General features: G+C 43.7%; 19 protein-coding genes. 11 read left to right on the top strand and 8 right to left on the bottom strand.

What is annotated here, in order from left to right; genetic code table 11:
• Positions 1-557 precede the first annotated feature (557 nt).
• From R7Q38_RS03945 to R7Q38_RS03930, 4 genes are all read left to right on the top strand, one after another.
• Positions 558-2,471: a tetratricopeptide repeat-containing diguanylate cyclase gene (locus R7Q38_RS03945; RefSeq protein ID WP_136976419.1), complete on the top strand. Its 1,914-nt coding sequence runs from the start codon at positions 558-560 to the stop codon at positions 2,469-2,471.
• Positions 2,472-2,481: 10 nt separating this feature from the next.
• On the top strand, positions 2,482-2,823 hold the full coding sequence (locus tag R7Q38_RS03940; RefSeq protein WP_136976420.1) for a hypothetical protein: 342 nt from the start codon (positions 2,482-2,484) through the stop codon (positions 2,821-2,823).
• Between the two features lie 248 nt (positions 2,824-3,071).
• A complete protein-coding gene (locus R7Q38_RS03935; RefSeq protein ID WP_031781132.1) occupies positions 3,072-4,850 on the top strand; it encodes a S8 family peptidase in 1,779 nt (592 codons plus the stop codon).
• Between the two features lie 12 nt (positions 4,851-4,862).
• Positions 4,863-5,318, top strand: a complete 456-nt coding sequence (locus R7Q38_RS03930) for a hypothetical protein (protein WP_025767689.1) — start codon at positions 4,863-4,865, stop codon at positions 5,316-5,318.
• A 146-nt stretch (positions 5,319-5,464) separates the two neighbouring features.
• On the opposite strand, the gene R7Q38_RS03925 is transcribed toward R7Q38_RS03930, so the two are convergent.
• The 3 genes from R7Q38_RS03925 to R7Q38_RS03915 form a co-directional block, all read right to left on the bottom strand.
• A complete protein-coding gene (locus R7Q38_RS03925) occupies positions 5,465-6,394 on the bottom strand; it encodes an SRPBCC family protein (RefSeq protein WP_136976422.1) in 930 nt (309 codons plus the stop codon).
• A gap of 137 nt (positions 6,395-6,531) precedes the next feature.
• Positions 6,532-7,773 (bottom strand): sensor histidine kinase, encoded by a 1,242-nt coding sequence (locus R7Q38_RS03920; protein WP_239938845.1) that lies wholly within the window; start codon positions 7,771-7,773, stop codon positions 6,532-6,534.
• Positions 7,745-8,413 carry a response regulator transcription factor gene (locus R7Q38_RS03915; protein WP_025767686.1) on the bottom strand — a complete coding sequence of 223 codons (669 nt, stop codon included), beginning with the start codon at positions 8,411-8,413 and terminating at the stop codon, positions 7,745-7,747. Before R7Q38_RS03915 ends, R7Q38_RS03920 begins: the two co-directional genes overlap by 29 nt.
• Before the next feature lie 89 nt (positions 8,414-8,502).
• Here R7Q38_RS03915 and R7Q38_RS03910 point away from each other — a divergent pair, with 89 nt between their 5' ends.
• Positions 8,503-9,702: a DUF5666 domain-containing protein gene (locus tag R7Q38_RS03910; protein ID WP_132936402.1), complete on the top strand. Its 1,200-nt coding sequence runs from the start codon at positions 8,503-8,505 to the stop codon at positions 9,700-9,702.
• Positions 9,703-9,851: 149 nt separating this feature from the next.
• A complete protein-coding gene (locus tag R7Q38_RS03905) occupies positions 9,852-10,148 on the top strand; it encodes a hypothetical protein (RefSeq protein WP_017634219.1) in 297 nt (98 codons plus the stop codon).
• A gap of 97 nt (positions 10,149-10,245) precedes the next feature.
• Here the strand turns inward: R7Q38_RS03905 and R7Q38_RS03900 are convergent, their stop codons facing one another.
• Positions 10,246-11,295: a Preprotein translocase subunit SecY gene (locus tag R7Q38_RS03900; protein WP_206949039.1), complete on the bottom strand. Its 1,050-nt coding sequence runs from the start codon at positions 11,293-11,295 to the stop codon at positions 10,246-10,248.
• 439 nt (positions 11,296-11,734) lie between these two features.
• On the opposite strand from R7Q38_RS03900, the gene R7Q38_RS03895 reads away from it, so the two are divergent.
• The 4 genes from R7Q38_RS03895 (at position 11,735) to R7Q38_RS03880 (ending at position 15,435) form a co-directional block, all read left to right on the top strand.
• Positions 11,735-12,196 carry a hypothetical protein gene (locus tag R7Q38_RS03895; RefSeq protein ID WP_053349957.1) on the top strand — a complete coding sequence of 154 codons (462 nt, stop codon included), beginning with the start codon at positions 11,735-11,737 and terminating at the stop codon, positions 12,194-12,196.
• A 93-nt stretch (positions 12,197-12,289) separates the two neighbouring features.
• Positions 12,290-12,763, top strand: a complete 474-nt coding sequence (locus R7Q38_RS03890) for a copper chaperone PCu(A)C (protein ID WP_053349958.1) — start codon at positions 12,290-12,292, stop codon at positions 12,761-12,763.
• 605 nt (positions 12,764-13,368) lie between these two features.
• Positions 13,369-14,124 (top strand): SDR family NAD(P)-dependent oxidoreductase, encoded by a 756-nt coding sequence (locus tag R7Q38_RS03885; RefSeq protein WP_137282568.1) that lies wholly within the window; start codon positions 13,369-13,371, stop codon positions 14,122-14,124.
• A gap of 414 nt (positions 14,125-14,538) precedes the next feature.
• Complete coding sequence (locus R7Q38_RS03880) at positions 14,539-15,435, top strand: NAD(P)-dependent oxidoreductase (protein ID WP_372051950.1); 897 nt, start codon at positions 14,539-14,541, stop codon at positions 15,433-15,435.
• Positions 15,436-15,918: 483 nt separating this feature from the next.
• On the opposite strand, the gene R7Q38_RS03875 is transcribed toward R7Q38_RS03880, so the two are convergent.
• The 4 genes from R7Q38_RS03875 to R7Q38_RS03860 form a co-directional block, all read right to left on the bottom strand.
• Positions 15,919-17,676: a sodium:solute symporter family protein gene (locus R7Q38_RS03875; protein WP_225473153.1), complete on the bottom strand. Its 1,758-nt coding sequence runs from the start codon at positions 17,674-17,676 to the stop codon at positions 15,919-15,921.
• A gap of 450 nt (positions 17,677-18,126) precedes the next feature.
• Positions 18,127-18,750: a bifunctional 4-hydroxy-2-oxoglutarate aldolase/2-dehydro-3-deoxy-phosphogluconate aldolase gene (locus R7Q38_RS03870; protein WP_005388506.1), complete on the bottom strand. Its 624-nt coding sequence runs from the start codon at positions 18,748-18,750 to the stop codon at positions 18,127-18,129.
• A gap of 78 nt (positions 18,751-18,828) precedes the next feature.
• On the bottom strand, positions 18,829-19,761 hold the full coding sequence (locus R7Q38_RS03865; protein ID WP_167415983.1) for a sugar kinase: 933 nt from the start codon (positions 19,759-19,761) through the stop codon (positions 18,829-18,831).
• Between the two features lie 34 nt (positions 19,762-19,795).
• Positions 19,796-20,131, bottom strand: a complete 336-nt coding sequence (locus R7Q38_RS03860) for a cupin domain-containing protein (RefSeq protein WP_005450851.1) — start codon at positions 20,129-20,131, stop codon at positions 19,796-19,798.
• 421 nt (positions 20,132-20,552) lie between these two features.
• Between R7Q38_RS03860 and R7Q38_RS03855 the strand changes: the two genes are divergently transcribed.
• On the top strand, positions 20,553-22,733 hold the full coding sequence (locus R7Q38_RS03855; RefSeq protein WP_318114078.1) for a heparinase II/III family protein: 2,181 nt from the start codon (positions 20,553-20,555) through the stop codon (positions 22,731-22,733).
• Positions 22,734-22,735 lie beyond the last annotated feature (2 nt).

Below are 22,735 nucleotides of genomic sequence, written 5' to 3'. Positions count from 1 at the left end.
GATTCCCTGAATTTTCTTACTCTTTAAAAGGTAATCATCGTTACCCTTGACTCTTAAATAAGAGCGAAAACACCCGCAATCATAAGTACTGAAGCGATGCAGGTCCGGCCGATAATACCGAAGTGCGAAGGTTGAATCATTTCATTATGCATAGTTAATCTCCTATTTATTATAAAAGCCATTTTTTATTGGCTTAATAACACTATGTCTAATATCCAGTTTTTTAACAACCCATACAAACATTAAATATTTATGACAGAAACGTAATTTTTTACACTTCGCCCTGATTTTGAGCGATGAATCCGCGGCTTAAATCATTAGATTGAGTCCACCCAATATGCTCGCCTACCTGTCATCGTTACCTTGTCTATACCATCGTCTAATCATTGCATAAGTTTTCAATAGATTTTGTTTTATAAATCATAATATTATAGAGAGCCTTCTCGTCTCTCACTCCCAAAACACTTTACTACTGGGAATCCATCCGCACTTAACCAACAAGAAATGGTAGACTTAACTGGTATTCGGTTAAGAGATCACATTTTATTAATACGCTCATGCACTTCTCAATTAAAAAACTGGCTTGCGCACTTTGTACTGCACTTGGACTTTTCTTGCATCCGACCAACGTACTGGCGAGTACCGAAAAGCAAGCTTATCTGGAAGAACACATTTCAGCAGAAAGCAAGCCCATGTTAAAACTCTACTTTCGCTCGATGGGTAAGCCGCGATCAATTCAAAAAGATGAGTTAAATACGCCACAGAATGCATCAGCAGAGTCTCTTGCTCTGTATTACTTTGCACGAAAGTACCTTAAGCGTTACGAAGGTGTTCCATTACCGAAAGATATGCCCGATTTAATCGAATTCGGTAAAAAGCACCATTTGGAATGGGTCGTCGCTGAAGCACAGCTCAATAAGGCTGTAACAATGATTGAGCAAGACGATAACTGGAACGCAGAATTGTTACTCCATGACGTTGTTTCTACAGCCCGTGATCTTGGTTATCTAGCATTAGAAGGCCGTGCTTACCGCTGGTTAGGCAATCTAGAAGTATCTCGAAATCAACTACGCAGTGGCCTAAAATATTATCGCAATGCCTATGAGTTATTAGAAAAAACAGTATTTGAAATACAAGTCGCGATGACACTGAACAACATTGGGACGGTCTACATCGATGCATCAGATTGGGCTCGGGCCAACAGTTACCTAACGCAAGCTCTCGACACTTACCTAGAGAGCGAATATCAATACGATAATAGCTTTTTTATGGGGGTTATCTACGCAAACCTTAGCATCGTTCACTCGAGCCTCGGAGATAACAAAAAAGCGGAATATTATTTCAATGAAGCCATTCGACTTTCAATGCAAACGGGGTCGGACACAGTCAAGCACCACTCTTTATCCAGCTTTTCACAAATGTTGAGCTCGGTAGGAAAAATTGATGATGCATTAATGGTCGCACAGCGTTGCGTAGACCTGCCCATTCCCAAAAATCTAGAAATGCTAAAAACGTCTTGTTACGAGGCATTTGCAGAGGCTTACCTCGCAAACAAACAATACGATAAAGCTATTACAACAGCACTTAACGTTCTAGAACAAACCAAATCAACCAGTGAATTAGAGCTGCGTCAGCGTATTGATATGCTTTCGGTACTGGTAAACGCTCATCAAATTCTTAATGACTATGAAGCGGCTTTTCATTATTTAACCCAATTAAGAGAGCTAGAGGCTGAGTTTTCTCATCATATTCATGGTGAAGAGATGATTAACATTAAGTTTGACCTCGAAGCTAAGTTAGCCCAGAAAGAACTCAAATTGCTAGAAACAAAAAATGCGCTACAAGCCTCTGAACTGCGTTCACAGCGCTATCGAGAAATGTTCTACTTTATCGCTATTGCGGCAATTGGAGTCGTTGGTTTTCGTTACGTACTGCGCGTTAGACGTATTAATAAAGCACTCACTCAAGAAAATACTACCGATCCATTAACTCAACTGCATAACCGTCGCTATCTTCACATTTGGTTGGACAAAATGGCTCGTAGAAGCCCAGATAGAACATTTGCCTTAGCCGTTTTAGATGTCGATCATTTCAAAACCTTTAATGATCAATATGGACACGATATTGGCGATAAAATGCTGACTCATATTGCCACGCTATTTAACGAATCCACCCGCTCTGGTGACCTACTCATTCGTTGGGGTGGAGAAGAGTTTGTCCTATTATTCGAAGTACAGCGAGCCGAAGATTGCACTAAGTTTTTGGAGCGATTGAGATATACTGTTGAAAACACGCCATTGGTGGTTGACTCTAAACCATTAAGCGCGACAATTTCCCTTGGAGCAGTGGACAAACTGTCGGCACAAACAATTAAACAAGAATGGGATCAGTGGTTTTTCTTGGCAGACCAAGCTTTGTATGATGCGAAGCAAGCTGGTAGAAACCAGTTCATCATTCATCCTACATCATAAAAAAGCACACATGAAAAAAAATCTAATCATTATTACTTTTGCGCCTCTATTTCTTATGGCGTGTAGTAATCAGCAAGCATCTCAACTGGGAATGCGCAGCAGCAGTGTCAATGTATATGCCCAGCAAATGAGTAACACTCAACTATGTGAAACTCTCTACTACAACCGTGCAACCAACCAAACCAAAGTGGCGATTGGTGCTGAGTTCAATCGACGTGGATTAAACAAAAAGTGGTGTGATAAAGAATTCGATAAGTTGTACATTAAAAAGTGGATTGATAACGTGCTGCCTAAGGAAAAAGCCGAATCTAAGAAACCAATGGCAACTATTCAACCCGCTTCAACTAAATAACTCCCCTCTTGAAGCAGACGGTACACTCGTATTTTCTGCTTTTCACTTTTCACGCATGCTCGATGCGACATATAAAAACCTCATGGTTTCAGTAAATTAACAAAGACTTATGTTGTCCATCGAACTTTTAATGTAAACAAGTTGTAAATGGTTTTCGTCCTTATTCTTTGTCGTTAGCTTTGTTTGTTCCTGTTAGCGGAATATGAAACAGGAACTAAAAAATTCCAAACAAAGACATGAGGTCAAAAATGGAAATACGCATTAATCGCCTATTTGCTGCTATGTTGGCAGTAGGCATTGCACCTGCCGTCTCGGCGTTTGATCCACTCTATTCTGAACAATGGCACTTAGACAACACGGGGCAAACTGCGTTTGCGGCTAATCCTGCTGTTGCTGGGAACGACTTAAACACTAAGCTCACTCAGGCAATGGGGATTGCAGGTGTTGGTGTGAAAGTTGCCGTCATTGATTCTGGAGTGCAGATCGATCACCCCGACCTTGCAGGTAATATAGTTACAGGTAGCAGAAACTTCGTCGAAGACTCTTCATTCCCACCAAGTTATCCGGTTGATACTAATGGTCATGGCACTGCTGTAGCCGGTTTGATTAGCGCCGTCGGCAACAACGGTGAAGGCGGACGCGGTGTCGCTTCTCACTCTTCCCTCATTGGTTTTAACTGGTTAGCCAACCAGACATTAGAAGGTTGGTTAATCTCCCATGGCATGGACCCAGCAACACGTGATGTTCGCGTATTTAACCAAAGTTACGGTTTCAGCCCTATAAACCCGATTACTTTTGATGAAAGCGACCCTCAACTAAAACTTGAAATGGACGTGATGAAAAACGTCAGCGAGAGTAACGCCTGGGGTCGAGGTGCTGTATTTGTAAAGTCAGCAGGTAATGGTTACCGTTATTTCAATGCAGGGCGATTCTTCGTATTGCCAAGTAACTTCTTTGCTGGTGGAGACAATCAAGGCTTACCGATGCACAACTCTGCTCAGTCTTATGATAACGCCAATTACTTCAATTTAGTCACTAGTGCACTGCGAGCGGATGGTACGAGAGCGAGTTACTCATCTGTGGGTTCGAACGTGTGGGTTGCAGCACCAGCAGGTGAATATGGGCAAGATTTCCCTGCTATGGTCACCACTGATTTAATGGGTTGTGAAGAAGGGCAAAATACCAGTGATGGCCTTGGCATTAATGGGTTACACGGCGGAACGGAGCTCGATCCGAACTGTAACTATACCAGTACGATGAACGGAACCTCATCGGCTGCGCCAAACACATCGGGTGCCATCGCGGCAATCATGTCAACCAACCACGCACTTTCTGCTCGTGATGTACGTGCTTTACTAGCGGAGACAGCAAAAGTAACGGATAAAGCGCATCCAGGCGTACAGCTTGAATTTACTAACCATAAAGGCGAACAGGTTAGCTACGAGGCCATTGCCCCTTGGCAGAAAAATGCAGCAGGCGTAGATTTCCATACTTTTTATGGCTTCGGCGCTGTAGATTTAGATGAAGCGATGCAACGTGCCCGGATGACGAATCGTGTTTTGCCAACTCAAGTCATTACGCCATGGGTTAATAACGCTACAGAAGTAAGTGTACCCGATGCAAGTCTAGTTGGTGGTTCTTCAAGTATCGCCATTGCCGATGAGCTGACAGTCGAATCCGTTCAAGTGACATTGACACTGGACCACGCTCGTCTGCCCGACTTAGCTATCGAGCTCATTTCGCCATCAGGGACTCGTTCCGTTTTGCAAACACCGCGCAATGGTCTTGTTGGTCAATCTCTTGATCCAACGATTACAGGCTACAAAGATCAATTAATGTTGTCTAACCAATTTTATGGCGAAGATGCAAAAGGCGAATGGACGTTGCGAGCAATAGATACGAACGGCGATGAAGTCTATTCTTACATTGCATATTTCAACTCTTCCACCATCTATGACGTTCCGATGGCAAACAACGCTCAGCCCGGTGTTATTAAGAACTGGTCGATGCGCATATTTGGACACTAAGGAGTCAATAACATGAAATACAAATCATTTTCTATGCTGGCTCTCGTTATCATGACGTCGAGTGTATACGCTGAGCAACAGCTCTCTCAACAACCTGCACCAGAACTGTTTGTGCCATCAGAAGCGGTTGAGATTAATGGCCAAGATTATCGAAAAGTGCAAACTGGCACTGTTAGAACCCTATCTGAAGACGTAAAACTTCAAGCGGGTGATGAGGTGTTTAAGAATGCGTTTAGTAACGTATCCAAAGCCACAGGGCTGGTTTATATCACCGTAAACAATCCTAACGAAGCGAAAGCAGTCGCCAAAGAGTTAAAATTAGAAGTTATCTTCGCAGAGGGGGAATCAGCGGTGTTAAAAGCATCTCAAGATCAAGATCTGCTAAGTATTAGCGACTACCTAAATGCAGACAGCCGGGTAAAAGCGTCTAAAATTGAACTAAACAGCGGTAAATACCGTGCACAATAATTCTCTAACAAGAGAAGTTGGCCTGTAAAACCATGCCTCAGCGATTGCTGAGGCATTTTTATGGGTAGGAACAGATAGGCTATTATTCTTTAATAACATTTCGCATAACCAGTATGATACCTAAACACCCTACTCGCCTGCGCCTGTCATTTCTTAAACAAAATAATTTCCGTTCTTAGCTCTTCTTCCGTGGTTTCCTTCGGGCTATTCAGATAGCGTTCGATTCCTAAAGGACTGGTTTTGACTTTCATACCACTCTGACGAACCAAGTTCATCGCTAAAGCCCATGCATTTCCCAAAAACTGATATTCACCTCGGTGTTCAACGACAAATGTTTCACTCTCAGGAATGGTACCGGTAACCGCCCCTTGAGGCGCTGATACTGAGTTATGAAGAGGAAAGCAAGTGATAAACTCGAATGTTCCTTTCTGCATATCCATCGACTGGTAATAACAAAACAATTCACCATTCACGGATAGGGTTTCGTCACTAATTAACTGTTCTAGTTGCTGAACATGCTTCTCAATTACCGAACCTAATTCCTGCAAGCTAGCCACACCCTTGATCCCAATGTAATGAATTTGAGGCAACGTTCGGTTACCTATTTCGACTAAGTCTGAATGCACTCTTCCGGTTTCAAGCTTACTTTTGAGCATGCGTAACCCACGTTGATAATCCATCTCTATCATCGACTTAAACATACTTTTCAGAAAGAACAGATACCAAGGGACGCGAGATTGCATTTGCCATTCGACTAAACAGCCATTTTGTGACGGCGTCACGATTAGAGTCACCTTTCCATGGCTCTTGATTGGGCGAAAGAAATGCAGCTCCATATCTAATCGATGCTCTTGAGTACTTTCCAGTACAATCGCGCCAGTCCCAATACGCTGACCATTCCATTGATAACCAGCTCCAACGTGGCCCTGATTATCACTGAATGTCAGCTCGCAGCTTGGTTCAAGAATGATCCATGGTGACCAGCTGGGCCAGTTATTGAAGTTCTTGAGATAGCCAATAATTTCACTTTGATTCTTATTAATTTCAATATTTCGGCTGACCTGATAAGAGAGCATAACGGTTCCTCGAGTTTCCGCTTCACTAACTTCAGTCTAATTCAAATTCCAGTTTTTTCTTGTTTGACTGCGGGTTAGATGCGTACGACAAGAAAAATCCAGATCGTTAATTCTCACTTGAATCAATACGCGCAAAGCTAAGAGCAGAACTCCACTTTTGCACTAAATCGAATACCATCATCGTCCAGTACTAACGCCCACCCCATCCGTTCACATATTCGTTGTACGATAACAAGCCCACAACCATAACCAGCGTTGTACGTCTCGTTGCCATCGTGACGGTTTAGGATCTTAAGCGCATGACCTTTCAACTCAATTTCAATATCTCCCACACTATAGCTAAAGGCGTTTTTAATCAGATTGTTGATAACAATGGTCACAAAACTCTCTGGTGCCTTCACTACACCACTATGTTGTTCGTGCAAAGCGTAATTCGAATCTTGCTTGGCAAATAAAGGCGCTAGCTCTTCCAACTGTTTTTGTAAACAAGTGAGAAGCTGATGCTCTCCGTAATGCTGAGGCTCTATTTTCTCTTTACCAAGTAAGAGAAACGCTTCTGTCAGTACACGCATTTCGTCACAAGCTGACTGCATCCTCATGATGGCTTTTTGCGCAACTCGAGGTTGGTCAGGAATACGCGTCAGAATGTCTGTTGAGCCTTTAATCACCATGATTGGCGTTCTCAACTCATGCGATGCAAAACGGCTAAATTCTTGCTCTCGTTTGAAATAGCCCGCGATATCGTTTTTATTATCCAGCAAAGTTTGCTCTATCTGGCGTGTTTCGCTGAACTTAGTTTCAACTTGGAAAGCGGGTTGATCCGGTGACATTTGGCTAATTTTTTCTTCGATTTGCGCTAGTGGTCGAGACAATATTCGCACCATATAAATGCCATACCCGACCATAACAAATGAAAATAAGCCACCGAGCAGTAGCGTAAACTGATGCAGCGAGCTTTCGTATTCGTCGAGGTAATCATCGGAGTCATCTTGAAATACAATGTACATAAGCCCCTTCCCTGAGGGGTGTTTCAATACGACGAAGTGTTTGTCTTCTTCACCAAGCAGATATTCGTAAAAACCGGGCGAAGTAAAAGAGAGCAACCAATCCGGTGTCGGAGCTTCACTCCAATATGAGTTGAACTCCAATACGTTTGGCAATGGCGCATCCCAGCCCTGTTTCTCGAAATTCTCACTATAAAGCGCCGCTTCAGTATCAAGCCAGTGATGTAAACTCAGCACTTCAAGTTTGTTTTCTGCCACATAAATCAGCGACCAAAAAAGAGTAAACATCACAAACGTCATGACCCCAAAACCCCAACGGATCTTGCGATAAATGCTTGGATATTCGTTATGCTTTAAGTCGGTAACCTTGTCCATGAATAGTCTCTAATCGTGATTCTTCAAAACCTTTGTCTAGTGCGGTTCTTAAACCATAAATATGGCTACGAAGTGCATCACTTCCAGGTGGTTCGTCTCCCCACACACTATCGATCACTTCTGTGCGCGAGACCGCTGCTGGAGCACGTTGGAGGAGCAATTTTAAAATTTTAGTTTGAATTCGACTCAGCTTAATTTCTTTGTCTTTTCTCGTTACTTTTCCTGTACGCGCATCTAAACAAATATCTGCAAATTTGAGCGTTCCGATATCTTGTCTTGGACCACGATTAGCCAAAGCATGAACACGCAAACTGAGCTCTTCCATCGCAAATGGCTTCATTAAATAGTCATCTCCCCCCGCTTTAAAAGCCGCGATTTTGTCATCTAGCGTATCTTTTGCCGTTAGGAAGAGAATTGGCGTTCCACATAACTTATCTTGTCGAAGCTTCTGTACCGTACTGATGCCATCGAGCTTCGGCATCATGATATCCATGATAATTACATCGTAATGATTTTCCTCGATTAACTTAATCGCAGCCTCTCCATGAAACGCACAATCGATAATCATGCCTTCGAGCTCAAGATAGTCTGCAATCGTCTCCGAGACGTTATGGTTGTCATCTACAATTAAAATTTTCATAAAATCACATTTCTTCACGATCTCTTCACGATATGCCCAATAAGATACAGGCAATTTCCTAAACTCGCTCGTAAATTGAGGTTAATACAATGAAAAAACTCGCTCTTATTTCTGTAGTAGGTTTGGCATTGTCTGGTTGTGGTGGTTCAGGTGGTGGCAGCAATAGCGATAGCACACCAACTCAACCAACAGTGAAACCAAGTGTAGCGATTGGCTCTGTTGAAGCGGTCAACGCTGAAGAAAGCACGTTAACCGTCAATGGACATACGTATCGTGTGTCTGAGGTGGTTTATGACGACACACAAGTGCAATTGGCCGATGTAAAACCAAAAATGGTGGTTCGCGTGGGGTCAGATATTCGGCAAGCTTCGGACAATGGCGTCCGAGTCACACTTGAACCAACCATTACTGGACGTGTTACAGCAATTGATTATGTGAAGAAAACATTTACGGTAAACGGCGTAGATCTGCAGTTTGACGGTTTAAGTGATGATATAGAGATCAACGACTGGGTGATGGTGTCATCCTTGCCGACTGCGGATGCGGGTTATCGAGTGTTGTCTGTGGTCGAAATCGACGTAGATAACGATTACCCAGCCCTTGGAAGCTACTACGAACTGGAAGGTCGCATTACTAATACCGATGAAAATGCTGGCACGTTTGAGCTTGGTACAAATATAACCGTATCTTACGACAACATTAGCCAACTTAGCATCGGCCAATGGGTGGAAGTAGAAGGTGAAATGCAAAACGGCATCTTCATGGCAAATGAGGTAGAAGTTGAAGGCTACGACGTCATAAGCAATGACAGCGATGTGGAAGGCATCGTCACATGGGTTGCAAATGACTACAGTGAGTTCTCACTAAACTACCGAGGTGCATTCTTCATCGATAACGCAACACGATTTGAAGATGGCAGCAAAGCGAACCTAAAACAAGGCCAAGAAGTGGAAGTAACGTCTGTCGTGAAAAATGGCAAACGCATCGCTACCGTTATTGAGTTTGAGCAACCAGACTTTGACGATAACAACCAATGGCAAGGTAAAGAATTTGAATGTGAAGGATACGTATCAAACTACGATGCTGAAGCAAGAACATTTGAAATCGAGCATTGTGAGAATGATGCTGATCAAGTACTAAGTAACACCACCGTTGTGATTGATGCACAAACACGCTTCCAAGGCATTGAAGAACTTAACCTAAATGGTGCTCGTGTCGAAGTCGAAGGTGTGATCATTAACGACCAAAATATTGCCCGTGAAGTGGAGTTAGACGTTTACGACAACTAATCCCTTCTACGCTTAAGAAAAAGTGTCACTTCGGTGGCACTTTTTCTTTTCACCTTACTTTGCTTCCCAAGCTCAAACCAACAAATTCTCAGCCAAAGCCTTTTCTCTCCGTTACACTTTACCTATGTTTCACAACATTGGTGACGAATATGAAAAAACGCAACCTCATTTTGTTAATCTTGTTTTTTGGTTCAGCCACGAGCTTAGCTAGCGTTATGGATCCTGACTGCGATGCAGAAAAGGCAGCTAAAGCCGCTGCGACAAAAGCCGTGGTTGGTGTTGGGGGTCGCTGTACGCCTAAAGAGGCACTGAAAGATACCGCAGTTGATGCAGGAAAAGACAAATTGCCAGATGAAGGGATGGCGGGTAAAGCCGTTGATGCAATGACACCGGAAAAAGAGAAGAAAACGGTGAAAGACGTAACCAAAAAGCTCAATAAAGATTGATACGCTTTCTTGTAGTTAACTTTAATAGCGAAACTCCCCCCCTCCCAAAAAAAAGAGCGCCGATTGACGCTCTTTCCGAACTTTAATAGATAACCAATTATGCGGTCTCTGCTTCACCTATCCAATGATAATGGTGGTTGGCTTTTTTCCCCACTAAACCGAGCTCTGCCAATTCTTCAAATACCTTGTCTACCTCTTCCGCAGACAGCCTAAACTGTTTAGCAACGGCTTTTTTGGTGCACGTAATTTGATGCGTTTTAAGTGCATCGCTAACTTGCTCTAACAAGGTTTTCGGTTCCTTTGGTTCTTCTGGCTCCGGCGCTACTGGTATTTCTTGCTCTTCTTCCTCTTTTATATGAGGAAGATAACCCGCAGGCGCTGGGTCTATATCGCGAACTGTTTTCAATATCATGCCCTCATTTCTGCGATAGAAATATCGGAACCGTTGCTCTTCACCAATCAAGCCAACAAAAAATGCAGCAAAGAAGTCCAACAGAATCGAAAGAAATATAACCAAGCCAAGCTGAGCTTGCTGAGAGGTGGTACCAAATGCGTTAGCTAGACTATCAATTAAACCAATCACTGATCCTTGCGTGACTGGCGGTAAACTATCACGCTCCATAGCCAAGCGTTGCTGCTCTTCACGTAAGGTTTTGTTTTGATCCTGAATGCGAGTTACACCAGTCGCGATACGCTCCATCTCGATGTATTTCTGCGCTGCCATATTGTTGAGCTCAATCTGCTTATCGATTGCCGCAATCTGACGATTAAACGCTTCCACTTTCGCCTGCTCTACCGAAATATGACTTTGTGCACTATTGGTTGCACTATTAATGCCACCAATACTACCGCCAATGGAAATCGCAGCTAAGACTAAATAAAACACGAGAGCGGTTGCTGCTCCTGTGTAGTTGCGATGGGCTCGGCGCTCACCGTATTCATACCAAGCGTAAAATTTACCCGCTTCAAAAATGATCGCTAAACCACCAAATAAGGTTTGCATCATCGGATTTTCGTCGATAGACAAAAATAGCAATAGAGAAAAAATAGTCGATGCTAAAATCGCAGCACCAGTGAATGCGTATACACTCACCATGGCAAATCGACCTTTAGGGTATCGATATCCAATCTGTTGTTCGTATTTCATTTGAGAAATTTCTTAAGATTAATCGCCCCTCCTACTAAGTAGGACGGACGTTTCTGGCATGTACAAAGGAGCGCAGAATACCGTATCCTTTATTAAATTACTGTCATAATTCCGTTAATGGAAAACAAGTGAAGATTCGGTGGGCATTTTGAATCGATATCAGCCAAATCTAGCATGTAAAAACACCACCACGACACCCACTAACCGAAGCTTCAGTAACATATAAGAGAGATTAATTCGGTATCTTCAAAAGCGACTAGGCAAGACTGACAAGTTGAATTGGAGGTTGTGAATGTCAGCCGAATCAAGACATTAAAGCGTTAAAAATAGACAATAAAACAAATAACGCACACTTGCATCACCTTTTAGTAAACTGATAATTACATTGTTTGGTTAATTTGTTAGTATCCCGCGCCGAAGAAGATAAGCACTCAATTGTATGGAAAACACTCTAATACAGCACAAACACCATCGCTTGCACGCTATTGCGGTTATTATCGCGGTGTTGTTTCAGTTGTATTTAGCGTCCACAGCCGCTCTTAACCCTACACAAGTTCACAGCACAACTTGGCTCAACAAAGTCCAAAGTGAAAAGGTTTTACTGTGTACCGCAGATGGTTTCAAATGGGTGGATATCAATACGTTGATTGAGGCTAACGCTCAATCTTCTTCTAAGCTCATCCAAGATCTTAACTTACACGACGGCTTTCAGTTTGAATGCCCGCTTCTTCAAGCTGTTCAATTCTTTCTTTTGGTTGCGATTGGGCTTTACCTGACAACCATCCATTGGCTGCGCCGAGTAAAGTGTGCACTGACGACTTATCACTTTTCAAAATGCGATAAGCTCGTTTACAAACACATCGCGCCTAAGCACTCTCCGCCGAGTGTTTTTCCTGCCTAACAGGCATCTAATCATTAACAACTTTATTCAAAAATAACGATGACTCTGTTTGTTGTCCATTCAGAGAAGCTATTCATTCAAAAGGAAAAACACATGCTTAAATCATTTAAAACCGCCGCTATCGCGCTTATTGCTGTCATCGCTAGCCCACTGAGTTTAGCGCACGATTATGAAGCAGGAAAAATTCATATCGACCATCCATGGAGCCGCGAAGCGCCACCAAACGCACCTGTTATCGGTGGTTTTTTTCAATTAACCAACCACGGTGACAGTGAAGATGCATTGATCGCAGCAGAAAGCCCAATCGCAGGGCATGTCGAAATTCACACGCATAAGAAAGAAGATGGTGTGATGAAAATGATTAAGATTGACGAAGTGCGCGTTCCAGCCAATGAATCTGTGTTGTTTAAACCAGGCAGCTTCCATTTAATGATTTTTAACCCAACACAAACTCTTAAAGAGGGTGACCGCTTCCCTATGACATTAACCTTTAAAAACGCAGGTAAGGTTGAAGTGGAAATGGCGGTTGAGAAACAAGGCCACATGGAAAAACACATGCATCATTAATGACGCAAACAAAAGTGCCCGCTGATTTAGCGGGCATTTTTATCTCAGCTTAGTCAAAATCATTATCCAATAGGTCCTAACTCGACTCTTCAGAACAATGGTGATAAATAACGCTTGGCGAAACGGCGTCATATATCATAACAGCGTGCTCGGGCAAGAGATTCTAAATCACGCTCGTTCCTCGCTATTCAGAATGACCTTGAAAGACTTAAGATCCTAAAAAGGTTCCCTAACCGCTTAAAACTCAACCTCTCGACAAAGTTATCCAACCATCACTTGGCAAGCCTAAATGAAATCATAAGTTTGGCAACAAAGACCCACCGTTAATCGGCTTTCTTTCTACTTGCAACAAACCTCGGCCCAACGAGCTAAGCCCGCAGCTATAAGCTCAATTGTTTATATATCCCGATTATCCTGACTAGATACAAATCATGCACGACCGTAAAGTCGATATATGCCACTGGATGAGTCAGCATCTAAAGAAAGTACGTGATCGACTTCTCATTGTTGGTGTTTCTCTGTTTATTAAAACTATTTGTATTACAATAATACTCTATGTTAAATAAAAATCCTTTCCAACTCTACAAACATGAGAGAACACCATTATGTCTACTAAAATTGCATTTATTTCTGGTGCTACTGGCGGTATCGGCTTCCAAGTAGCAAAGCGTCTTGGTCAGGATGGATACACGGTCATTCTAAACGGCATTGAAGATGAAAAAGGTTCGGAGTGTATCTCCAAACTACATAACGCAGGAATTGAGGCTGAATACTACGGTTTTGACGTTACAGATGAACATGCCGTCGATGAAAACATCAATGCTATTGGTGAAAAATACGGCAAAATCGATGTTGTCGTTAATAACGCAGGTGGTCTTGGTGGTCGTAGTCCTATTGAAGGTATGGAAACTGATTTTTTCCGTAAAGTCATGGCTTTAAACCTCGATAGTGCATTCTTCGTATCACGCGCAGCGATTCCATTTCTAAGAAAGTCTGATAATGCATCAATTATCAACTTCACTTCAAACGCTGCTTGGAATGCAGGTGGTCCAGGTGCAGGTATTTACGGTACATCAAAAGCCGCCGTTCATACATTAACTCGCGCTTTAGCTAAAGAGTTAGCTCCGGCTGGAATTCGTGTCAATGCAGTATCTCCTGGCACTATCGATACACCATTCCATGCTCAAATCAAAGCAACCAAGCCTGAAGTATTTGCTTCTTGGGCAGACAGTATTATGCTTGGACGCCTAGGCCAGCCAGAGGAAGTCGCCTCTGCTATCTCTTTTCTGGTAAGTAAAGATGCATCATTCATTACCGCAGAAACACTGCAAATTGGTGGTGGTCAAGCTTTAGGCATTTAGTACCAATAAGTCTTTTTACCTATCAGTAAGTACGCTTTAGTACTGATTTGATAACGGCCGCAGTATGTTTGTACTGCGGCTTATCCTTATACCACCTCGCCTTTCACCCCATCTGGAACGTTTCACCCATTTTTGGTATAGACAGTATTCCTCTAGCTGAAACAAAATCACTTGTATTACAATAAATCTTATTTTTACGTTATTTAAGCCTCCTAAAGGATTTGTTCACGATAAAATGGAAGCGTGATGAATCCGCTTTTCTTATATACACTGATGAATAAAACCCCCACAAACCTTACTTACATCTCACTTTTAGAAAAAATTCATCCCAAGCCCGCTATGCTCATAATTTTCAATTGCAAAAGCCACAATAGTCATTATGATTACTAACAAGCAATATAATCATACAATAGTATTTTTGGAGTTAAAATGACTAAACCTATCATTGGTTTCATCGGCCTAGGCTTGATGGGCGGAAACATGGTTGAAAACCTACAGAAACGTGGTTACGAAGTTGCTGTAATGGACCTCAATAAAGATGCTGTTGACGCAGTACTAGCTCGTGGAAACGCTTCTGAAGCTTCTTCAGGTAAAGAGCTAGCAGAGAAAAGTGATATCGTGATGCTGTGCCTAACAACATCTGAAGTTGTCGAAAAAGTTGTTTACGGAGACACTGGTGTTCTAGCTGGCATGTCAGAAGGTAAAACACTCATCGACTTCGGTACATCTATTCCAGCTTCAACGAAGAAGATTGGCGCTGACCTTGCTAAGAAAGGGGCTGGTATGATTGATGCGCCTCTAGGTCGTACACCTGCCCACGCAAAAGATGGTTTACTGAACATCATGGCCGCAGGCGACGTCGAAACATTCAATAAGGTTAAGCCCGTACTGGACGATCAAGGTGAAAACGTATTCCACCTTGGCGCACTAGGCTCTGGTCACGTAACTAAGCTTGTGAATAACTTTATGGGTATGACAACCGTAGCAACCATGTCTCAGGCATTTGCTGTTGCTAAACGTGCTGGTGTTGATGGTCAACAATTATTCGACATCATGTCTGCAGGACCATCAAACTCACCATTTATGCAATTCTGTAAGTTTTACGCCGTAGATGGCGAAGAAAAACTAGGCTTCTCTGTCGCAAACGCAAACAAAGACCTCGGTTACTTCCTTGCTCTATGCGAAGAGCTTGGTACAACTTCCCTAATTGCAGAGGGCACTTCTAAGAGTCTACAAGCGGCAGTTGATAAAGGCCTTGGTCAAAATGACGTTCCAGTCATCTTCGACTACTTTGCAGAGCTAGAAGCTTAGTCACACTCAGTTGCAACTATAAGCCCAGCAACCAATGTAGCTGGGCTTTTTTGTTTTTCCCAAACGCTCATCACTCCTTGATACCCTAGCCACTCCTTTAAAGTTTTGCAGGGCAGCCTCTTCCAATTCTCTTATATATTTTCCACTCACACTTCAAAACCTCTCTCCTATTTCTGGCGTACGCCTCATTAAAGCTACGTCTGATTTAATGCTTTTTCTTTGCTAAGAAGGCACACATATTTATTTAAATAGACAAAGCATCAGGTTTGGGGTGTAAAGTGTAAACACGGCATGCAAAGAAAGTTAGATTGCTTTTTCGCTTTAGGCTGACGACTCTAATGTGAATATAGTCGCAACTTATTGGGAGTTCCCCAATACAACGAATAACAACAAACGATGCGCCACGCTTTCTCAGTCAGCTTGATCAAAAAATCCCACGGCTTTAACACCGCGGGATTTTTCATTGAGAGTCTTTAACTTTGGTTAGCTTTTCGCGTTAGCTAACTTTGGGCTTTTAGGCCCTCGGGCTGCGTTCACCAATAGAACACCCACCGAGAGAACAATCGCACCACACAAGATAAACAGTAGTCGACCAGATGATTCATTTGGAATTAGAGCCATAGCTAGGATACCGAAGCCCGCTACGCTGATAAGCTTACCAAGCATGCCGCGCTGTTTTGTATCTAGGTTCTGCTGCTCTTCGCTGTCAGCCACAAGTGGCGTATTCCAGTTCTCGAACAATTGGTCCACTTCTTTCTCACGTTCAGGTGATAGACCTTTGTAGAAGCGCGTTGTCAGCAAGAAGAAACCACCGGTGAAGATAACGTGTGCCGCTAAGCTCAAGCCAACTTTCAGATCTGCCCACTCACGTCCTGTAAACGCTTGCTCTAGACCGAATAGGCGCTCTACATCTTCTGCTTGTAGTGAGATACCGAAGATGTAAGAAACAAAGCCACCAACAACCAGTGTTGCCCAACCAGCCCAATCCGGCGTCTTACGAATCCACATACCAAGTAGTACAGGAATCAGCATTGGGAAGCCAATTAATGCACCGACGTTCAGTACGATATCGAACAGGCTCAAGTGACGTAGTGAGTTAATGAATAGACCGATACCAATGATGATGAAGCCCATCACGATAGTCGTTGCTTTACTCACGATAACCAGTTCTTTTTGCGACGCTTGTGGACGCACAATCGGGCTGTAGAAGTTCATCACAAAGATGCCCGCGTTACGGTTAAGACCAGAGTCCATTGAAGACATGGTCGCCGCAAACATTGCTGACATCAGAAGACCCACCATACCTGCTGGCATTACGTTTTGTACGAATGCTAGGTATGCTGCATCACCACCTACTGAGCCGTATTGCTCTGCGAAATCAGGCATAAATGCCGCAACGTACCAAGGTGGTAGGAACCAGATGATAGGACCAACAATCATCAGCACACATGCAAGACCTGCAGCTTTACGTGCGTTTTCACTGTCTTTTGCACATAAGTAGCGGTAAGCGTTGATGCTGTTGTTCATGACACCGAACTGTTTAACAAAGATGAAGACAACCCAAAGGATAAAGATACTGAAGTAGTTCAGGTTGTTACCCAGCATGAAGTCGCCGTGGAAGTTCGACACGATGTTGCCAATACCGCCACCATGGAAGTATGCCGCCACCGCACAAGTGATCGTCACTGCCATGATAACCAGCATCTGCATAAAGTCAGATGCAACAACCGCCCAAGAGCCGCCTGTTACCGCCATTAGCATTAGCACTAAGCCCGTAACGATGATGGTCGCTTCCATAGGAATGTTGAAGACCGCTGCCACGAAAATCGCAAGACCATTCAACCAAATACCGGCCGAGATCAAGCTGTCTGGCATACCAGCCCAAGTGAAGAACTGCTCTGAAGTCTTACCAAAACGTTGACGAATTGCTTCAATCGCCGTCACTACACGTAGTTGGCGGAACTTTGGAGCAAAATAGAGGTAGTTCATAAAGTAGCCAAATGCGTTGGCTAAGAATAGGATTACAACAACGAAACCGTCGTTGAACGCGCGTCCTGCGGCACCTGTAAACGTCCATGCTGAAAATTGCGTCATGAAGGCGGTAGCACCTACCATCCACCATAACATCTTACCGCCCCCTCGGAAGTAGTCACTGGTCGAGGTAGTGAACTTACGGAACATCCAACCAATTGCAACTAAGAAGAAGAAGTAGGCAAGAACAACAAGAGTATCAATAGTCATTTTTTCAGCCTTTCAAGTTTGATCATTTTCTAACGTCTAGACTACTCTCCTCATAACTCTATTTGTACTACAATAAGTTTTAATTGTGATCTAAAGCATAAGTTATTCAACGAAAAAAATACGTCAAACCCCTTACTTTCTTAGACCAATGGCTTTCTAGGAGATAATTGCCATTCAGAACACCTCAATATATTGTAATACAAATTGTCTAATTGAAATTTATTAGAGTATGGAATATTTTTCTTCTTCGCGCTTTGTCTGAAGATCAAAAATGCGCGGCATTTCTTTGAAGGAAACGTAATGAGATGTTTCGAAAAAATTTGATAGAAAGTAGGATTTATATGAATGCGATTCTTAACTCTCGCCTCTTTCAAACTTTCAAACACAAAAAAGCGAGCACTGAGGCTCGCTTTTCATTCTTTCGCTAGTTTTATCGGGGTGTTACGACACTTATGCTACGTGAGCTACTGCGTCGCGAACCAGTGTCCCTAGTTCATCCCACTTACCTTCATCGATAAGTTTTGTTGGCACCATCCAAGTGCCGCCACATGCCAGTACTGAAGGGATAGACAGGTACTCGTCTACGTTACCTAGGCTCACGCCACCTGTTGGCATGAATTTCACTGGGTAAACCGCCGTTAATGCTTTAAGCATACCAACGCCGCCAGATGGCTCAGCAGGGAAGAACTTAAGTGTACGCAGACCCATTTCCATCGCTTGCTCAACAAGGCTTGGGTTGTTTACGCCAGGTACGATAGCCACACCTTTGTCTAGGCAGTATTGAACCGTGCGAGGGTTAAAGCCAGGGCTTACGATAAAGTCCACACCAGCTTCGATCGCTTGGTCAACTTGCTCGTTAGTTAGGATCGTACCTGCACCGATCAGCATTTCTGGGAACTCAGCGCGCATAGCACGAATCGCTTCTGCAGCACACTCTGTGCGGAACGTGATTTCAGCGCAAGGCATACCGTTTTCAACCAAAGTGCGGCCCAGTGGAATCGCATCTTCTGCTTTGTTGATGGCAATAACAGGAATTACTTTTAGGTTTGCTAATTGTTCGTTTAATGTCGTCATAAGAGTGTACTCGTCGTCGTTAACTTGAGTTCAATAAATCACTGCGGAGCGCCGATTACTCAACGCTCCGCAAAAGAATTACAAAGGAAGATCTGGCATCACTTCACGTGGAATGATGGCACCTTTATGTTGAATTACCGCGCCAGCCATACAGTGGCCAGAGTAAGCCGATTCCGCTGCATTGCCGCCAGTCAAACGCTTCGCCAAGAAGCCCGCACTGAAAGAATCACCAGCCGCTGTTGTATCAATCACGTTGTCGACTTTGTTTGGCGCCACGTATTGCGCTTCGCCATTCGCGACAACTAAGCAATCTTTGCTACCACGTTTGATGATGATTTCATCCACGCCCAGTGCAGAGGTTCTCTCGATGCACTGTTCTAAATGCTCATCACCGTAAAGCATTTGCTCATCTTCAAATGTGAGCAGTGCGATATCTGTGTGCTTAAGGATCTTAAGGTACCAAGACATGGCATTCTCGCGGCTTTCCCACAATTTAGGACGGTAGTTGTTATCGAAAATAACCTTACCACCTTGTGCCTTGAAGCGCTCAAGGAAGCCAAACAGTTGCGTCTTACCTTCTTCAGTAAGGATCGCTAATGTAATACCGCTCAAGTAAACCGCATCGTACGAGTAAAGTTTGTCGACTAATTGCGGAGACTCATTTTGCTCGAATAGGAACTTAGCGGCCGCTTCGTTACGCCAGTAGTGGAAGTAACGTTCTCCAGTTTCATCGGTTTCGATGTAGTAAATACCTGGTTGCTTTTCTTTAACGGAAAGAACCAGACTAGTATCGATGCCCTCTTCTTGCCATGCTGATAGCATTTCTTGGCTAAAAGGATCGTTACCCAGAGCCGTTACATAGCTGGTTTTAATATCGTGAGCTTTGGTCAAACGAGATAAATACAGTGCGGTATTCAACGTATCACCACCGAATGACTGCTTTAGCTGACCTTCCTTTTTCTGTAGCTCAACCATACATTCGCCAATGACCGCGATGTTTAATGATTTCATGTTGTCACCTTAGCAACTGAGGTTGCGCTATAGATTATTTTAAGAAGTCTTCACGAGCTGGGTTGAAGATGTCTAGAAGAATGCTGTCTTGCTCTAGTGCAACCGCACCGTGCATCATGTGCTTACGAGCAAAGTATGCGTCGCCTTCTTTAAGTACTTTCTTCTCGCCTTCGATTTCTGCTTCAAAGCTGCCACGTACTACGTAGCCGATTTGATCATGGATTTCGTGAGTATGCGGAGCGCCAATCGCACCTTTGTCGAAACATAGGTGAACCGCCATTAGGTCATCTGTGTAAGCAACAATTTTACGTTTGATACCGCCGCCTAGCTCTTCCCACGGGTTCTCATCTAATACAAAGAAAGAATTCATCGTCATACTCCTAAAAAGTCTCTATTAAAGCGAACCCTACGGCACTTCATTCTTAACCATGCTTTTATTAAAAGGTTCTCTTAAAAAAGCGTCGTATTGATAAAAGTGAAACGCGAAGCGAAAGGGTCTGCTGTCGAATTGGTAACGAGCATATCCGATCTATTTTAATTGTCATACAATATATCTAAAAATATGTGATATTCATCAAACGGTGCTCGTTAAAGCATTCCACTTAACGATTGATAACGCCGAAACATCAGCCACAACAAGGATTACCACAACAATATAAATCAATAAGTTAGCTAAATTCGCGTGATTTCACTCTCCCTTTTTGCCACAAAAACTACACCAAAACTTAATATTGTATTACTTTATAGAAAGTTTAAGAAAACAACACACTTCATCTGAGGGTGGTAAAGAAATGACTACACAACCGATTTTGTTGACTGAAGCAGAAGTCGAACTACTAAGAAAGGAAGTCGGAAAGCCGAGCTTAATGGGCAAATCCATTGAAGCGAATCGCAAGGAACTTGAAGCCTTTATGCGTCTGCCTCTAGACGTACCAGGTCACGGCGAAGCGGGTGGCTACGAGCACAACCGCCACAAACAAAACTATACCTACATGAACTTAGCGGGTCGTTTGTTCTTGATCACTCAAGAAGAAAAGTACGCGCAGTTCGTCAAAGATCTTCTCGCTATTTACGCAGAGAAGTACCTCACTTTTGATTTCCACGTACAGAAAAACACTAACCCAACAGGTCGTCTTTTCCACCAGATCCTTAATGAACACTGTTGGTTAATGTTTACTAGCCTTGCTTACTCTTGCGTGGCATCAGTGATGACAGAAGAAGAGCGCACAGCCGTTGTTAAGCGCATTTTCGAACCAATGCTAGACATGTTCACAGTGAAATACGCGCACGATTTCGACCGCATTCACAACCACGGTATCTGGGCAGTGGCGGCCGTTGGTATTTGTGGCCTAGCCATTGGCAAACCTGAATATCTAGAGATGTCGGTATACGGTCAAGACCGTGATGATACCGGTGGCTTCCTAGCGCAAATCTCGCAACTGTTCGCCCCTTCTGGTTACTACATGGAAGGTCCGTACTACCATCGTTATGCGATTCGTCCAACTTGTGTATTTGCAGAAGTAGTACACCGTCACATGCCTGAAGTAGACATCTACAGCTACAAAGACAAAGTGATTGGCAACACTGTACAAGCGATGCTGGCAACGGCTTACCCGAATGGTGAGTTCCCTGCCCTAAACGACGCATCTCGTACCATGAGCATTACCGACATGGGTGTTCAAGTTGCAGTGAGCGTTTACAGCAAACACTACGGTATGGATGACAACATCCTAGGCATGGCGAAGATTCAAAACGCCGTTTGGATGCACCCATGTGGTCTAGAGCTTTCTCAAGCCTACGATAAAGCCATCGCAGACCGTGAAATCGGCATGCCTTTCTGGCCGAGTGTGGAGCTTAACGAAGGTCCAACTGGTAACAACGGTGCACAAGGCTTTATCCGTATGCAGGATAAAACCGGTGATGTGTCACAGCTTGTGATGAACTACGGTCAACACGGCATGGGACATGGTAACTTCGATACGCTTGGCATTACCTTCTTCAACCGTGGTCAAGAAGTGCTGCGTGAATACGGCTTCTGTCGCTGGGTAAACGTAGAGCCTAAATTTGGCGGTCGTTACCTAGACGAAAACAAATCGTACGCACGTCAAACTATCGCGCACAACGCGGTAACGATTGATGAGCAATGTCAGAATGGTTTCGATGTAGACCGCGCTGATTCAGTGCACGGTTTGCCTCACTTCTTCAAAGTAGAAGGCACTGAAATCAACGGTATGAGTGCGTTTGCGAACGACCATTACCCGAATACAGACATGCAGCGCAGTGTGTTCATGCTTAACCTCGATGAGCTTGAAGCACCGCTACTGCTAGACCTTTACCGCATCGAAGGTGAAGGCGAACATCAGTACGACTACTCTCATCAATACGATGGTCAAATCGTACGTACTAACTTTGATTACCAAAGCTTTGGTGAACTGAGCACGCTTGGCGATGATTTCGGTTATCAACACCTTTGGAAAGTAGCAAGCGGCAAAGTGCAAGATACGGCGTTGGTTAGCTGGCTACAAAACAACACCTACTACACTTGGTTAGGCACAAGCAGCAGCGCGAAAGCTATTGTCGATGAGAACACGCGCGACAATGAAGTGATCTTCACTCGCACTGGCGCCAATGACCCAAGCTTTAACCTACGTAGCGAACCAGCATTCATTCTACGCAGCAAGGGCGAATCGACGCTATTTGCTTCTGTGCTAGAAACACACGGCTACTTCAACGAAGAGTTTGAGCAGTCGGTGAATGCACGTGGTCAGGTGAAAGATATCCGCGTCGTGGGTTACAACGCCGTTGGCAGCATCGTAGAAATCACGACTGAAAAATCACTGGTTACTGTGATGATCAGCAATGTGCTAGGCGCTGACGACCAAACCCCACACCAAGTAGAATTGAACGGTAAAACCTACAGCTGGAATGGCTTCTACTCTCTAGAAGTAAACGCATTCGGGCAGGAGAAATAATA

The organism is Vibrio sp. Vb0598 (assembly GCF_033338935.1).
GTDB lineage: Bacteria > Pseudomonadota > Gammaproteobacteria > Enterobacterales > Vibrionaceae > Vibrio > Vibrio alginolyticus.
This window is presented reverse-complemented; position numbering and strand designations above follow the sequence as displayed.